Source organism: Gammaproteobacteria bacterium (assembly GCA_041395725.1).
Lineage (GTDB): Bacteria > Pseudomonadota > Gammaproteobacteria > Pseudomonadales > Pseudohongiellaceae > NORP240.
In genome coordinates this window covers 4,693,363-4,708,957 of record JAWKZW010000001.1, presented here as the reverse complement: position 1 = coordinate 4,708,957, position 15,595 = coordinate 4,693,363, and the positions used below count along the sequence as shown (strand labels likewise).

Annotated in this window: 12 protein-coding genes; 4 read left to right on the top strand and 8 right to left on the bottom strand. The window is 57.1% G+C overall.

Going from position 1 to position 15,595, the window contains the following annotated elements; genetic code table 11:
* Positions 1–197: 197 nt before the first annotated feature.
* On the top strand, positions 198–2,672 hold the full coding sequence (locus R3F50_20725; protein MEZ5492715.1) for an ATPase, T2SS/T4P/T4SS family: 2,475 nt from the start codon (positions 198–200) through the stop codon (positions 2,670–2,672).
* A gap of 127 nt (positions 2,673–2,799) precedes the next feature.
* Here the strand turns inward: R3F50_20725 and R3F50_20720 are convergent, their stop codons facing one another.
* Both R3F50_20720 and R3F50_20715 read right to left on the bottom strand, forming a co-directional pair.
* On the bottom strand, positions 2,800–4,845 hold the full coding sequence (locus tag R3F50_20720) for a PQQ-binding-like beta-propeller repeat protein (protein ID MEZ5492714.1): 2,046 nt from the start codon (positions 4,843–4,845) through the stop codon (positions 2,800–2,802).
* 133 nt (positions 4,846–4,978) lie between these two features.
* On the bottom strand, positions 4,979–5,899 hold the full coding sequence (locus tag R3F50_20715) for a dihydrodipicolinate synthase family protein (GenBank protein ID MEZ5492713.1): 921 nt from the start codon (positions 5,897–5,899) through the stop codon (positions 4,979–4,981).
* A gap of 279 nt (positions 5,900–6,178) precedes the next feature.
* On the opposite strand from R3F50_20715, the gene R3F50_20710 reads away from it, so the two are divergent.
* Entirely contained in the window at positions 6,179–6,904 is a 726-nt protein-coding gene (locus R3F50_20710; GenBank protein MEZ5492712.1) for a prepilin-type cleavage/methylation domain-containing protein, read from the top strand.
* Positions 6,905–6,964: 60 nt separating this feature from the next.
* Here the strand turns inward: R3F50_20710 and lspA are convergent, their stop codons facing one another.
* The 3 genes from lspA to glpK all read right to left on the bottom strand — a co-directional run bounded on the left by lspA (position 6,965) and on the right by glpK (position 9,733).
* Positions 6,965–7,456 carry a signal peptidase II gene (gene lspA, locus R3F50_20705; GenBank protein MEZ5492711.1) on the bottom strand — a complete coding sequence of 164 codons (492 nt, stop codon included), beginning with the start codon at positions 7,454–7,456 and terminating at the stop codon, positions 6,965–6,967.
* A gap of 131 nt (positions 7,457–7,587) precedes the next feature.
* Positions 7,588–8,232, bottom strand: coding sequence for a histidine phosphatase family protein (locus R3F50_20700; GenBank protein MEZ5492710.1), 645 nt, complete (start codon positions 8,230–8,232; stop codon positions 7,588–7,590).
* A 16-nt stretch (positions 8,233–8,248) separates the two neighbouring features.
* On the bottom strand, positions 8,249–9,733 hold the full coding sequence (glpK, locus tag R3F50_20695; GenBank protein MEZ5492709.1) for a glycerol kinase GlpK: 1,485 nt from the start codon (positions 9,731–9,733) through the stop codon (positions 8,249–8,251).
* A gap of 276 nt (positions 9,734–10,009) precedes the next feature.
* On the opposite strand from glpK, the gene glpD reads away from it, so the two are divergent.
* The gene (gene glpD / locus R3F50_20690) at positions 10,010–11,491 is read left to right on the top strand and encodes a glycerol-3-phosphate dehydrogenase (GenBank protein MEZ5492708.1); all 1,482 of its coding nucleotides are present in this window, start codon (positions 10,010–10,012) and stop codon (positions 11,489–11,491) included.
* A gap of 224 nt (positions 11,492–11,715) precedes the next feature.
* Complete coding sequence (locus R3F50_20685; protein MEZ5492707.1) at positions 11,716–13,137, top strand: alpha/beta hydrolase domain-containing protein; 1,422 nt, start codon at positions 11,716–11,718, stop codon at positions 13,135–13,137.
* 51 nt (positions 13,138–13,188) lie between these two features.
* Here the strand turns inward: R3F50_20685 and R3F50_20680 are convergent, their stop codons facing one another.
* Genes R3F50_20680 through R3F50_20670 form a run of 3 tightly spaced genes read right to left on the bottom strand, consistent with a single transcriptional unit; the run spans position 13,189 to position 15,527 of the window.
* Positions 13,189–13,701: an SRPBCC domain-containing protein gene (locus R3F50_20680; GenBank protein ID MEZ5492706.1), complete on the bottom strand. Its 513-nt coding sequence runs from the start codon at positions 13,699–13,701 to the stop codon at positions 13,189–13,191.
* A gap of 10 nt (positions 13,702–13,711) precedes the next feature.
* Positions 13,712–14,734: a hypothetical protein gene (locus tag R3F50_20675; protein MEZ5492705.1), complete on the bottom strand. Its 1,023-nt coding sequence runs from the start codon at positions 14,732–14,734 to the stop codon at positions 13,712–13,714.
* Between the two features lie 13 nt (positions 14,735–14,747).
* Complete coding sequence (locus tag R3F50_20670) at positions 14,748–15,527, bottom strand: methyltransferase domain-containing protein (GenBank protein MEZ5492704.1); 780 nt, start codon at positions 15,525–15,527, stop codon at positions 14,748–14,750.
* Between the last annotated feature and the right edge of the window lie 68 nt (positions 15,528–15,595).

Here is a 15,595-nt window from a genome sequence, read left to right as displayed (position 1 = left end):
ACGTTAGGTGCTTCGCTATTGTATGAAAATAGCGTCAACTTCTGGTTAAAGCGGGATCAGGTGCCGTATTCAGTGGACGGCACAGGGAATCAGGGAAAGCTAATAACTATCTGAAATGTTGATTAATTCAGAAGAGCAAGAGCGACCTACGCTGCCAGTCTCAGAATCAGCTCAGTGAGTTCTACCGGGAAGTAGAAATGCGTATAGATACTGTCATGAAAGTGGTTAAAGTTGACTCCTCGCCGCAGGAGCAATCACCAGCCGTAAGGACCCGCCTCGATCTGCAGCCGCCGCCATTTGCAGAACTGATGGATGGTCCGGACTACACCAATTGCCTGATTGCCGTCGAGATTCACCGCAACCAGCGCATCAAAGGCAAGCTTTGCCGCTTCGATGCGGATGCGGAGATGCTGGAAATTCTCGAGACAAGTAAAAGTAAGCCTACCAGTCTCGCATTCAGCGACATCAAATTCATACGGTTCGAAAAGCCCTATCAGGTAACTATCGAACAGGATGATCAGGCTGAGACTGAAGGAAAACTCCCTGTCGACAACGAAGCAAGGGATTTCCAGGTTTTCTTCAAGGACCGTCTTGAGATTACCGGCAAGACTTACGGTTCTCGCGTAGACAAGAACGGCATTCACTTTTACGAGCAGCAGAAGAAAGGGCGTAAATGGCGCTACTGTACCCATCTGTTCGTTTCCAAGGCAGCGGTGGAAAACTACATCATTGGTGAGCAGATTGGTGGCATGCTGGTTCGGAGTAATGCCATCAGCCAGGATGATCTGGAGAACGTCTTAAGTGAACAGCAGGAGCGGCGCTCCAAACTCCTTGGTGAATACCTGATTGGCAACCACATTGTCGACGGGGAGGATCTTGAGAAGGTTCTTGCCCGCCAGAAGAGCATGCCCAACGTCAAGCTGGGGGAACTGCTTATCAGCGAGGAGTTGATTACCGAGAATCAGCTGAACGAGGCACTGCGGGTTCAGAAACAGAAGCGCAAGAGCTCGCTGGGTGAAATTCTGGTTGAAAAAGAGCTGATCGATCGGGAAGAAATCCAGCATTGCCTGGCAAACAAGTTGGGCATTCCCTTTGTCAATCTCCGGCATTTCAATATTATGCCGGAGGCAGTAAAGCTGGTCAGCGCCGACACGGCTTTTTCACACGAAGCCATGCCACTGTACGTGTACGCGAACAAGCTGGTAGTTGCCTTGGAAGACCCCACCGACTGGCAGGTAATCGAAGCTCTGCGGGTTGGTTCCAACAAGCAGATCGAGCCAGTCATGGCTTCCCGGAGCGATATTAACTGGGCGGTCAACTTCCATTATACGTCTGACGATCTGGCCGCCAGCTCCACTTCTGCAAATCACTCTGAACCTGACTATGACTCAAATCTGTTCTCGGCTTTCGAATTAGCCGAGGTCACCAATCAGTCGGTGCTCCGCCTGGTGAACAGGATCATCGAAGACGCTCACCGGAAGAAAGTTGCCGACATCCATATAGAACCCGATGCCGAGAATCAGAAAGTCGTCGTCCGGTTCCGGAAAGACGGCGAGTTATCCGTGTACTACCGTTTCCCCTGGAAATTCGGAGCGGCTTTTGCCTCGCGGCTGAAAACCATGGCGCAGCTGAATATTACAGAGCGAAAACGGCCTCAGGTCGGCAAGGTCGATTTCCGGAAATTTGCGGACATCGATCTGGATCTGCGGGTATCGACGCTGCCGACTTCCGGGAGCGACGAGGACCTGGTTATTTCCCTGCTTGGAAAAAGTCGCTGTATGCCAGTCAATGCCATCGGTTTCGCCGCTCACGAACTTGACCGTGTGCTGGACACGATTTCTGTCAGGCAGGGACTGTTCCTGATCACCGGCCCCGCTGGCGCCGGCAAGACATCCACCATGCACTCTTTGATCAGTTACCTCAATCATCCGGGCCGCAAGATCTGTACGATAGAAGGCCCTATTGCCATCAGGCAGCAGGGCCTAAGGCAGATTGAGATTAACGATGGCAGTGGTATGGGGCCCGGCGCAGCGCTGAATGCGGCGCTGAATGCCCATCCGGATGTCATCATGGTTGAAGATCTGCGTGATGAGGAGGCCGCCCGGGTGGCGGTGAAGGCAGCGCTGTCCGGCCACCTGGTGCTGGCCGGATTGTCCGCTGAAACAGCGACGGACGCTCTGCAGCGGCTGATGGATCTTGGCATCAACCGCCTGGACCTGGCGGATTCGTTACTGGGTATTGCGTCCCAGAAACTGGTGAGAACCCTGTGCATCTCCTGCAAGACCCCGTATCGGGTAGAAAACAAGGAGCTGCTGTTCCTGGCAGGCCAGTATTGCCAGGAGATCACCCGCAGTGGGGGTGCGGCCACCAGTAAAGAGTCTATCAGCCGGGTGGTTCGGGATTGGGAGCAGCGGTTACGCCCGAGGGACGGCTTCATCCTCTACAAGGCGACGGGTTGCAAGGACTGTCTGGATACCGGGTATCGTGGTCATACCGCTGCCCACCAGGTGCTGAGAATGTCGCCGGAAATCAGGCGCCTGATTGTCAACAAGGTGTCAATGGAGCAGATCAGAGAGAAATCCATGCTGCTCTCCATGCGCAGTCTCAAACAGGACGGCCTTGAGAAGGTGTTACAGGGCTATACGGATTACTCCCAGGTACGCGTACTGTAAACCGGTCTTAGTCACCGGAACCCGCTGACACTGTCAGCAACGTTTCTGACCCAGGCAAGCTACCGCCGGCAATAAAAAAGCCCGCTACCTGACGATAGCGGGCTTTTTCAATGACTGGCAGAAAACGCTAGTGCGCGGCGCCGCTGCTTGTCGCATTGCCATCAGGTAATGCCATGGCAGTGAGGGTCGGTCCAGTCTGCAGAATAATGTACTGCCGGCCTTCATGTACCCAGGAACTCATGCCATAGCGGCTGCGGTCAGGCACTTCGATCTCGGAAAGAATCTCACCGCTGTTCTTATCGATGGCATACAGCATTGCTGTGCCGTCGGTTGCTGTATCGGAATAGACCAGCATATTGGCGGTGACCACCATGGGTACCAGGTTACCGGTACCGGTATTGTCCACATCCAATCCGTTCTCGTCGATGAAGCTCTGGATTCGCTGCGGCGTTTCCCCGGTGGGAATCATCCAGGCATGCTCACCCGTGTTCATGTCGATAGCGGTAATGCGGCTGTAGGGCGGCTTGTACAACGGGATGCCCTCTGGATGACGGGGCGCGCCGGCTCCTGGACCGTTGGCATACTGGGAGAAAGTGGTTCCGGTGGGTGCTGCCCACTGCAGATCGGCTTCCTCGCCGGGTACCAGTCGGATAGGACTGCAGGCGGTATGTGATGAAACATACAGCATGCCACTGTTCGGATCAGCAACCGCAGGGGCGGTGATGTTGGCACCGCCACCGCCGCCTGGGCAGAACATCGCGGCTCGCTTGCCCAGTTCATTGCCAGCGTGGATCGGCGGGTTGAACAAGGGACCCATCTGGTATTCGGCGAAGGCATCGATAGCCTGCTGCCGTAACTGCGGAGTCCAGTCAACCAGATCGTTTACGCCGACACCCTGAATGTCGAAGGGGGCCGGTTTGGTCGGGAAAGGCTGCGTTGGCGACAGCTTTTCACCGGGCACGATGGACTGCGGTACTTCCCGCTCAACGATCGGCCAGATTGGCTCGCCGGTGAGGCGGTTGAAGGCGTAGACAAAGGATTGCTTCGTCACCTGGGCTACGGCCGGTACCATGCCGCGACCAGGCATGTTGAGGTCCAGTAATACCGGGGCAGTAGGATTATCGTAGTTCCAGATGTCGTGATGCACCATCTGGAAGTGCCAGGCACGCTCACCGGTGCTGGCCCGCAGCGCGATCAGGCTGGTACCGTAAAGGTTATCACCAGGACGGAAGCCGCCGTAGTAATCGATGGTCGCCCCGTTGGTGGGAACGTAGACCAGGTCGTTGGCCGGGTCAGCGGAGATAGGTGCCCAGGAGGAAACGTCGCCTGTCCACTGCCAGGCATCATTTTCCCAGGTCTCGTGGCCGTACTCACCTGGTCGCGGGATGACATTGAACTTCCACTTGAAGGCTCCGGTACGGGCATCGTAAGCCAGGATGTCGCCGGGAATGTTTTCGATTCGCGACTGGTGATAGCCCTGTTCAGCAGAGTTGCCCACGATTACGGTGTCGTTAACCACGATCGGTGGTGAAGAGGAAGTGATGTAGCCAACTTCCAGGGGAATGCCTTCATAGGGATCGTAGGGGTGACCAAGGTCAGCCAGCAGGTCCACTACGCCAGTCTGCGGGAAGCCTTCCACCGGTACCGGCTTGCCGAAGCCTTCCAGTGGTGCGCCGGTCTCCGCATCCAGCGCGGTCAGGAAAAACGCTGGCGAGATAATATAGACCACGCCACGGCCATCGATTTCCGCATAGCCGACGCCTTTGCCGTAATCGGCGCGCATGGAGTATTCCCAGCGTTCGGTATTAGGCTCGCGATAGGACCAGATAGTCTCACCGGTTTTCGGATCGAGCGCTACGACATGGCGTCGCGCACCGGCTACGGTGAACAGCTTGCCGTCGATATAGCTGGGCGTGGAGCGCCCGCTCTGGGCGTCGAAGCTGGCGCCGTCCCAGACCCAGGCAACTTCCAGATCTGCAAAATTTTCCGGAGTTATCTGATCAGCGGGGGTATAACGGGTGTGGGCGAAGTCATTGCCGAGTGTGTACCACTCGATCGTGTCCTGGCCCATGACGAATGCAGGTGAAAGCAGTAGGAAGGCAGCGAAACCAGAAATAATATTCTTAAATTTCAAGACGTTGCCCAAAGCCTCCACGGTGGTTATTGTTTTCATTTTAGACCTCACTTGGATAGCTGTAATAAAAAGCGCGGTATTCCAGAAACACGACGCTCAGCCTGCCAAAGGCTACCGCATGAAGGTGCTGATGTCTATCAGCCTGAGCGATGAAAAAAGGCGATTACAGCCCTTACCCGGCGGGCAATCCAGGCATTTGAAAGTCCAGATTCCGCAGCCCGGAAACCAGTTCCGCCTGTTGCTGTTCAGTCAGGGCTGACAGGGGAGGGCGCACCCGGGTCCACTCCGGGTCCTGAGCAGTATAGGCCAGCGTGGCTTTCAGCGCCGCTATCATCGGGAAGCCCTGAAAAAAAGCGCGGCACAGGTCCAGGGCTTGTTGCCGTTCGGCGGCGTCCTCCTGCTGCCAGTTCTCCCACAGTTGTCTGATAGGTGCAGGATTGACGTTCGCGGTCGCGGAAATGCAGCCGGCTCCTCCACCCTGCATAGTGGCCAGCAGGAAGCTCTCGGAACCGCAGAATACCCTGAAATTTTCCCAGCCCGCATTCAGCAGTGCCTGCGTATTCTGCCAGTCTCCCGAACTGTCCTTGATTCCTGCAACGGTCTCCGGGTAGGCGGCAACCAACCTGTCGATCAGGTTAAGTGACAAGGGTACCTGGGCGATAGGGGGGATGTGATAGAGATAGAGCTGCAGCGCACTGTCACCAACCCGTTGTATCACTTCCGAATAAAACGCAAACAACCCGTCGTCGGAAACTCCTTTGTAATAGAAGGGTGGCAGCATGAGAACTCCGCGACAACCCAGCCGGACGGCCTGGCGGGTCAGGTGGACCGAGTCTGTCAGCGCGCAGCAGCCGGTGCCGGGCATCATTCTGGCAGGATCGATACCGGCTTCTACCAGGGCATCGAGCAATTGGTTGCGTTCGTCCACGGACAGCGAATTGGCTTCACTGTTGGTGCCGAAAACGGCCAGATTGACACCCTGAGACAGCAGCCAGTGGCAGTGCGCGATCAGACGCCTGGAGTCAGGGTTCAATTGCTTGTCAAAGGGCGTGATAACAGGGGCGAGGACACCAGTAAAGCGATCGATAGACACGTTGCAGATTCTCCTTGGCCCGGTGGCGGCAGGTGCTGCCACCCGAGCCAGTCTGTCAGGAAACCTCTGCTTAACCGCCGCAGAGTAGCGCGGTAGTTAACCCGAGGTTTCTTGAAACAATTGTGCGGCCCAGCATAGCAGACAAGCGGATTGGCCGGCGAGGGAAAAGCTGAGGCTTATTCAGTAGTTATCTATTGTTGTCCACTACCCGTGGCGCTATAGTTAGGTGCTTGAAAGTTTACCGGAACAGTAGCGCCAGCCGCGCGTTGGAAGTACACCATGACCCGCAAGAAAACCTCTGTTGTCAGCACCTGCCATGCCGCCAACCTGACCGCCGTGCCGCGCAATCCGGCCGTGGCGAGGCAGGCGGGCAATACTCTGGTCTGGTCGCTGGTTGTACTGGGGGGGCTGGGCGTGGTCGCCGTGCTGATCTGGCTGGCACTGGGTATGCTGGAACGCTCCCGCATCAATTCGGTAATAGAATCCCTTAACGGCACTGCGGCAGCGGTGTTTGCGTACCAGGATCGCTATGGTCGCACGCCCGGCGATGACGGCCCGGCGGCGTCCCTGGCAGCCCGCGGGACACACTGGTCAACAGTAACGGCCGGCGACGTGGACGGGCGGCTGGATATCGGCATTAACCAGCTTTTTACCGGCAATGGGGAATCCGGACCTTTCTGGCAACAATTGCGTGCTTCGGGGTTCTGGTCGGGCGACCCTGCGGTAAGTGGTCAGGCAGCCCTGCCGCGGAATCCCTGGGGCGGACTGCTGAGTGCATTGGCCGACGAGATGGGCGGAGGGCTGGCAGGTAACAAGGTCTGCACCAGCCAGGTTCCGGGTGCGGCCGCATTGGCCATTGATCTGCAACTGGATGATGGTGATGGTGCCACCGGTCGTCTGCGGGCGACACCGGGCAATCGGGGGGTCGATACCAATCCGTCCAATGCGCCACTGTCGAGGCCCTACAGCGAAGAAGTCGACTACACTATCTGTTATCGCATGTAAGGCCTGCAGGCGCAGACCGAATAAGACTGCTGGCCTGATCCTGGCCGGGCCGGGCGACTGTCAGGCGGAGTTGCCTGTCTGCTCCCGCCTGCCGGCGAAAAGGCCAAGCAGCAACATTGGCCAGATTCCCACGTGCACCATGACATCGGCTGTATTGAATACATAGTTCCAGTAGGGAATGTGTTGAATGTCGATGAAGTCGATAACGCTGCCGTAAATCAGACGGTCCAGTACATTGCTGGCGCCGCCACCCACAATAAATCCGAAACAGACATATTCGTAGCGCTGTATTTCCTGTCCGAGGGCCAGGTAAGCGGTGACTCCTGCCAGCAGCAGGGCGCTGACCAGTGCGAACAGCCAGCCACTGCCCTGCAGCATACCGAATACGCCGCCGTGATTACGAATATGGGTGAAGTGGACAAGGCTGTTGAATACAACCGTGGAATTTTCCGGGATAGCTCTATAGACCGCGTAGCCGATGAGTTGCGCAAAGGCCAGGGTAGCCACCGCAATAAGCGCGAAAAGTAGCAGTAATTTCGCTTTGGGTTGCATTTTTAATACCACTCGATCGATACCACCCGGTGCCTGTCTGTGTGTCGGCGAACGCGGCACAGCATAGCACAGTCACAGTGCACGACGTCCAGCAGCAGTGTCTGTCAGACTCCCGCAGAGCGTTGTGGTAACTAAGCCGAGGTTCCCTGGTTTGAACCAGAGTTGAGAAAAGCCTCGTAGTCGATCCCTCCGTAGCGGATTATCCTGCCGGCCCCAGACGTTTCCAGTTCCAGAATGCTGTGTGCGCAGTTAGGCATCCTGGGAGGCTCCCACAGGCGTGACAGGTGTCTTCCTTCAAAGTGGCAAAGCACAGATTTGATCAGTGCTCCGTGGCTGACGATAGCAACCTCCTCATGAACTTCCGCCGGAAGGATTTCTGCCAGCGCACTGAGGCCCCGTTGCTGCAGCTGTTTGAATGTCTCCGCGCCGGGGAGGGAGAACCGATCGGGCTGGTGCCAGAAAAAGTTGTACTGATCAGGGTCCTGTTCCGCCAGTTCGTCGTACAGATTGCCTTCCCATGGGCCCAGGTATATTTCTCTGAGTTCATCGTGGTAACTGATTTCCACAGCGGATTCGCTGAACAGAATGTGGGCAGTCTCCCGGGTGCGCAGGCTGCTGCTGCAATAGACCCGGCTGATGGGCAAGCCGTTCAATACCACAGCCAGCTGGCTGGCCTGCTGCCGGCCCTGCTCCGAGAGGCGCGACTCCATCTGCCCCTGTACCCGGCGCATGGCATTCCAGTCCGTTTCTCCGTGTCTGATCAAGTGCAGCCGCATGGTCATTCCAGTAAGGTTATGGTCTGCTTCGCGTTCTTGCTACCGCATCGAGCCAGCCGGCGTAACGCTGTGTCCGCCAGCTTTCATCACGGGCGGGGATAAAGGTTTTTTCGAGTCGCCAGCGTTCGGCGACCTGGTCCAGTGAGTGGAAAATTCCCGCCTGCAGACCGGCCAGATAGGCTGCGCCCAGGGCTGTGGTTTCGATCACTTCAGGTCGGTCAACACGGCAGTTCAGTATGTCGGCCAGACTCTGGAGCAGGTAGTCGTTGGTGACCATGCCGCCATCCACCCGCAGAGCAGTCAGGCGGGCACCGTCCCGTTTGATCGCTTCCAGCAGGTCGAGACTCTGATAGCAGACGGACAAAAGCGCCGCAGTGACGACTTCCTTGATGCCGGTATCCCGGGTCAAACCGAATATGGCACCTCTCGCATCCGCATCCCAGTAAGGGGCGCCAAGGCCGGTAAAGGCCGGTACCAGGTAGACGGAAAGGTCCTCAGCCGTTTCCCTTGCAAGTTGTTCAGAGTCCGCGGCGCTGGTGATCAGTTGCAGGCCGTCACGAATCCATTGCATAGTGGCGCCGGCCATGAAGATACTGCCCTCAATGGCGTAGCTGGTCTCGTTTTGCAGGCGGTAGCCAACAGTTGTCAGGAGACGGTTTTTCGATGTCAGAGTCTGTGAACCGGTGTTCAGCAGCATGAAGCAGCCGGTCCCGTAAGTACTTTTAGCCATCCCTGCTTCAAAACAGCATTGGCCAAAGGCAGCGGCCTGTTGATCTCCGGCAATACCCTGTATCGGTATCTCGGCCCCCATGACGTCAACTGCGGTGACACCGAACTCCGCCGCGCAGTCGCGCACCTTCGGGAGCATGCTGGCGGGCACGTCAAACAGCTCCAGTAATTCCTGATCCCAGCACTGCCGGTGAATGTTGAAAAGCAACGTGCGGGAGGCATTGGTTGCGTCGGTACAATGATTCCTGCCACCGGTAAGTCGCCACAGTAGAAAACTGTCAACCGTACCAAAGGCCAGCCGGCCCTGTTGAGCAAGCTCGCGGGCCCCTTCCGTATGATCCAGAATCCATTTCAGTTTGGTGGCAGAAAAATAGGGGTCCAGCAGCAGTCCGGTTCTACTTTGAACGAATGGTTCTTTATCCTGGGCCTTAAGAGTCTCGCAGAAGTCTGCAGTGCGCCGGTCCTGCCACACGATTGCATTGTACAGAGGTTTGCCGCTCTGGCGATCCCACACCAGCGTGGTTTCCCGCTGGTTTGTAATACCCAGCGTGGTAATATCCCCGGGTAACAGCCCCGCACTGTGTAAGGCCTGGCGACAGCTGTTCAGCGTGGTCTGCCAGATATCTTCCGGGTTATGTTCCACCCAGCCATTGCGGGGGAAAAGCTGGGGGAATTCTTCCTGACCAATACCAAGCAGTTGGCCATGCTGATTGAATAACAGGGCACGGCTGCTGGTGGTTCCCTGATCTATAGCCAGTATATGTCGCGTCATTTCTGTTGCCTGAAGTCGGACCCATCCCGGTTTGGATACGGCATTGTACTACTGATAACTGTCAGATGCGGGGTTGCTGCGCCGGTTGTAACGGCAGCAACTCTCCCTCAAGAGAGTCGTATCCTGATCTGTGTTCAGCCTCAAACAGTATATACAATGGCGATATGCTGCATCGGAGGCTGGCCGGCAGATATGCTGCGGACGTCCTTGGTTTCGCGACCTGCCAGCAGCAAGCGCCGATTATTTCACAACTGTCTGTCGATCAGGAACAGAGATATGGATTCGTACGACCTGGCCGTTCTGGGGGGAGGAATCAACGGTGCCGGAATAGCGGCCGATGCCTCCGGTAGGGGGCTGAGAGTAGCGCTGCTTGAACAGGATGACCTGGGCGGTGCGACGTCATCGGCCTCTAGCAAGCTGGTGCATGGCGGGTTGCGCTATCTGGAGACCTGGGAGTTCAGGCTGGTGCGCAAGGCACTGCAAGAGTCTCAGCTGCTGCTGGAACTGGCGCCCCACCTGATCAACCCCATCGACATCTATCTTCCCCACCAGAAGCATTTACGCCCCTGGCTGCTGATCTGGACCGGCCTGTTTCTTTACAACCACCTGGCTTCCAGGCCGTCCTACCCCCGAGCCCGTTCGCTCCACTTTGACAGCGAAAGCCCCTTGCGAGCAGAGCTGACCCGGGGCTTCAGTTTTTCGGATGGACAGGTTGACGACGCGAGACTGGTCGTCCTGAATGCCTTCCAGGCGAGGACGCTGGGGGCCGACATCTATGTCCGTCACCGTTGTATGCGGCTTGAGCCGGGGGCTGACGGCTGGAACATTACGGCACGGGACCTTTTGAACAGCGAAGATCGCCAGTTCCATGCCAGAGTCGTCGTCAATGCAGCCGGACCCTGGGTGAGTTCGCTTTACACTGCAAGTACCGGCAGGCAGGCCAGACACGATATCCGCCTGGTCAAGGGCAGCCATATTGTAGTTCCGAGGGCCTATGCCGGTGATCAGGCTTATATGCTGCAGAATGAAGACGGGCGGATTGTGTTTGTTATTCCCTATCTGGGCCGTTACACCATGATCGGGACTACCGAAGAGGAGATTGATGGCGATCCAGCGGCAGCTACTGTGTCCGAGCGTGAAATCGACTATCTTCTGGCGACTTACAACGCTTATTTCAGAAACACATTGAACAAGGGGGATCTGGTCGATAGCTGGTCCGGCGTCCGCCCGCTCATCGATGACGAGGAGGAGACAGCAACCCGTGCATCCCGGGATTATCAGCTGATCTTTGAGGATACAGCCTTACCGCTGCTGTCCGTCTATGGGGGCAAGTTGACCACCTACAGGCGCCTGGCTGAGGAGGCCGTCGACAAACTCTCTGCTCACTTCGCGGAGCTGCCGGCCTCCCGTACGGCGAGAGATTGCCTGCCTGGCGGCGACTTTAAGTCCCGCCAGCAATTACAGCAGCAACTGGCCGATCAATACCCCTGGTTGTCAGAGGCACTGATTCAGCGGTGGGTGAGCAGTTACGGAACCTTATCCAGAAAGATTCTGGCAGACTGCGAGGGGGCTGCCGATCTCGGCCAACAGTTTGGTCATGGGCTGAGTCAGTGCGAAGTTGACTACCTGCTGGAGTGGGAGTGGGCAAAAACCGCGGAGGATATACTGTCCCGACGGACCGGGCTGGAACTCTTGTTCAGTGCAGAAGAAAAGGCTAACCTCGCGCGCTATATCGACCTGAAATCACCGCTCCCCTAATCTTAGAAGCCGGTGAGACCGCAGCAGGAGTCAGTAGCAGGTCCGCATCAGGACAGTTGGGTAACCGCTGTAGAACCCTGAAAAAAGGAGCGCTAACAGCACGGGTACACAGACACCAAGGGCATGAAAAAGTACGCGGGTGGTATCAGAAAAATACCGGAAAGCTGCAGGTAAAGGTTCAAACAACGTGCGAGATTTAACGAGTACAGTACGAGGAAGTGAAGATGATTTCTGATTTCAAAGTCAGCCTCCCAGGGATAACCTGTGCGGCAGTTTTACTGGTCCTGACCGGACAAACCTGGGCGCAGGCACCGGCAGCGACTGTTACCGGGCCTATTGAGTCCACGGCGCCCGGCGATCCGTCCAGAAATTTTATCTACAATGCCTCTGCCATCGAGCTGGCTGCCAATGGCTACCTGGAAGAAGAGTACTTCATAGCGGGAGAGGCCAACCGCTACACTGCACCGGAACTGGCTACCGGTGAGATACAGGATAGCGGGCATCCTTACCGGACCCGCTTTTTTGTTCGCCGGCCGCGATCAGGTGTGGATTTCAATGGTACCGTGATTATCGAGTGGCTGAATGTGACAGGTGGCACCGATAAGGATATTGATTGGTGGCAATCCGGCCATCACCTGGTCGACAACGGCTATGCATTTATCGGTGTTTCAGCGCAGCGGGTGGGTATTGAGTCGCTGCGTGAGTGGAGTCCGTCGCGTTATGGGTCTCTGGATGTCAGCCACGGTGGGTTGATCGATGACGATGCCCTGTCCTACGATATTTTATCCGCCGTAGCACACGCCGTGACGCGAGTCGGCGATCAGGTACCTGAAGGTCAGGTGGATATTCTGGGCGGCCTGCGAGCGGAGCGGCTCATTGCCACCGGGCATTCGCAATCGGCCAGTCGCCTGGCTGCCTACTTCAATCATGTGCATCCCCGTGACCCGGTTTTTGATGGCGTGATGATCCATGGTGGCGGTGGTCGGGTCAGGGATGACCAGAATGTACGGATCTTCAAAGTGATGGCGGAAACCGATATGCCTCGGCGGGCCGCGGACCGGCAACCGGACAGTAATTATTTCCGTCAGTGGGAAGTGGCCGGCAGTTCTCACGTGGACATCGTGTTCGAGATTGAATTTGCCCGTATGCGGGCCCTGGCTGAGGGGCAACCGGTGGAGGCAGCCACGGCGCGGCCCCAGAACTGTCAGCTGCCCCCCTATAGTCGTGTACCGTTCCGGGATGTCATGAACGCTGCCTTTGAACATCTTGTGCAGTGGATCGACACCGGCAATCCGCCACCCACCGCGGCGCCCTTGCAGGTGGCCCGCTGGCTGCCGGAGCTGGAGTTTGCGCGGGACAGTTATGGCAATATCCTGGGCGGAATTCGCCTCGCGGAGCATGCCGTACCAACGGCGCGTAATACCGGGATGAACAGTGCCGCCAATGGTGGCTCGGGATTCTGTTTTCTGTACGGTTCACATGAACCTTTTGATGCAGTGACTCTGCGCAGCCTGTATCCCAGTCGGGATGCTTATATTGAGGCGGTGCGGAGCGTCGCAGAGCAGAATGTCGAGGCGGGTTACATTCTGCCGGAAGCCGCCGCGCGGACTGTCCGGGAGGCGGAACAGGCGGTAATTGGTCGCTGAGGGGGTTGACAGCGGGCAGCCCCCTTACCAACCGGCCCTGGATCTGAATGGTCAGCTGAGCAGGCGTGTCTGCTTACTGGACTTTTCCACCAGTTCTGCCAGGGTCTTGCAGCGGCTGGTCCATTCCGCGCGCAATGCGTCAGCCTGATCCGCCAGCTTCGGGTGTAGCTCGAAACCCAGTTTCATGCGGGTTTTACCCTCGTCGGCGGTCAATTCCATGGTGAGCAAAGTCAGGGGTGCAGCGTCGCTTTCTTCGCCAATGGTGCACTGCAGCTTCTCGGGGCGACGGATCTCCCGGTAGGTGCCGGTCAGTCGTCGCTGCCCATCGGCTCTGACAACTTCCAGCAGGAAATTACCCCCTGGCAGAGGCTTGTTCTCCAGCGCTATGACTTCCTGCGTGCCGCTTTTTGGACCGAACATCCAGCTCCCCGCCAGATAGGGGATGAGCCAGGCATCGAACACGGTTTCCAGACTGGCGTTATAACTGCGCCGGATTTGAAACTTCACCGGCTTGACCGCGCCGGCTGAGGCATCACCAAAAAAATTCATCTGACCATCATTCATTGGGCAGAGCCTATTTGAATTCCTGTTCGACTTCATCTTTGCGGGCGCCGGCCAGCACGCCGGGCAGGGAATAATTGCCTTCGTGGCAGGCATACTCATAGAGTCTGTCGGTGGTAAGTTGCATCGGAATTTCACCGCTGAAGTCGCTGACGAAGGTATCCGGGTCGTGAACGGTAAAGCTGTAGTTGATCTTGTCCTCGGCTACCCGGGTAAAGCGCTCGGTTACCTGCATGGTGTCCGATGAATTTCGAAACCGCTGACTGGGGTTGATGCGGGTAGTCTCCACCACCAGCGTGGCACCTTCCCAGCGTCCGGTGGAGTCTCCCATCCAGGGTGTCATAACCCCCGGCAGTGACTGTTCACCGATACGGATTATCCTGACGTCGTGAACCATTTCCACCAGAATCATGACGTAGCCAGGCGATTGCACGATCTGATAGTGGTTGTTGTAAAGGATCGGCAGCATGGGGGGGCCGGAACTTGAGCCAAAAGAAAGCATACAGCGTTCCGGCAGGGGCCTGGCTTCCGGGCCATCAAAGGCGCCGCGGAGGTTGCGCTGTTCCCTGGCGCGTTCGATTCTGGCCAGAGCGCTGCCGGTGTACTCCGGTAGTTGTCCGTCCGGTGGGTCGATCAGCAGAGAACTGCGATATTCCCCGTCATAGACGGCTACCCGGGTGCCGTCATCGAACCAGAAATTGTTATAGCTGTCGGCCAGCTCGATGGCGTCCTTGCTGGGAGGCGGACGATCGGGGTCGCTGGGCTGATCCTGCTGCACGGTATAATCCGCGATGCGCCGCTCCCAGGCTTGTGCCTGGTCCCTGCTGAGCACCAGGTTCTGGAATTCCGCCGGCCTGGTGAGGGGGGTGATTGTGTTGTTCGTCCAGGTTCCCTGCAGGTCTGGCGCTCCAAAGGCTGTTAGGGGAGGCTGGTACCCCGCGCTCTGGGCTGCAGCCGGCAGCGGGCAGCCAAGGCTGGCTATCAGAGCCAGTCCGCCTGCAGTTTTTAGAATCAAATGATTGGCCCTGATTTGCATGCTGGTCTCCTGATTATTCTGTTGCCAGTGCTGCCTGCTCTGGTTTTTGAAGCTTGAGTAAAAAACGATCGGTGTTTCGACCCAGCATCGGATCGAAGATAGAGCGTACGCGCCGGTCATTGGGGTTATGCAGCAGGTCGCTGTCACCTGCCACCAGAAATCCGGCTTGCTCAGCCACGCCGATGGCCTGAGCTTTTTCCATGCGATGAAAGCGACGGTTCTCACGGCCCGCGTCACCAGCATGATCGATGACACCGACAATGCCGCCCGGTTTGAGCAACGTTTTCAGGCTGCTGAGCATCTGTAAGGCGCGTTCGGGGCCGGGATTGTAATAATCGTGGAGAATCTGCACTACCATAATGACGTCGACGGATTCCGGCTCGATGCTCAGGTCTTCGATACGCTCAACCAGGTGGGTGACGTTGGTCAGGTTGCCGGCCTGAATCTTTGCTTCCAGCGCTTCCCCTTGCGAGATCTCCTGGCGGTCTTCTTCAAAGCGCAGTCCGCGCGGTGTGTTCTGGGCGAATACCCTGCCTGTTGGTCCAACGGCCTTGGAGAGGATGAAGGTGTAATAACCGCCCGCTGCGTAGACATCCAGCACTGTCATGCCCGGCTCGACGCCAAGGAAGTCCAGCACTTCGACAGGCTTGCGGGCCTCGTCCCGGACAAAGTCCGTTACATCCCGATCGGGTCCGCTGATAGCCCTGCGCAGCGCAACCTTGTCGACGGCCAGACTGCTGTTGCTTAGCAGTAGCAGGGCGCAGGCGCAAAGCAGCAAATTAAACTTGATCAAAGTGAGTCCCCGAGGCTTTACCTGGCTGGAAGTCTCTAAGTTAATACCATAAGACCCGGGCCTGCAAC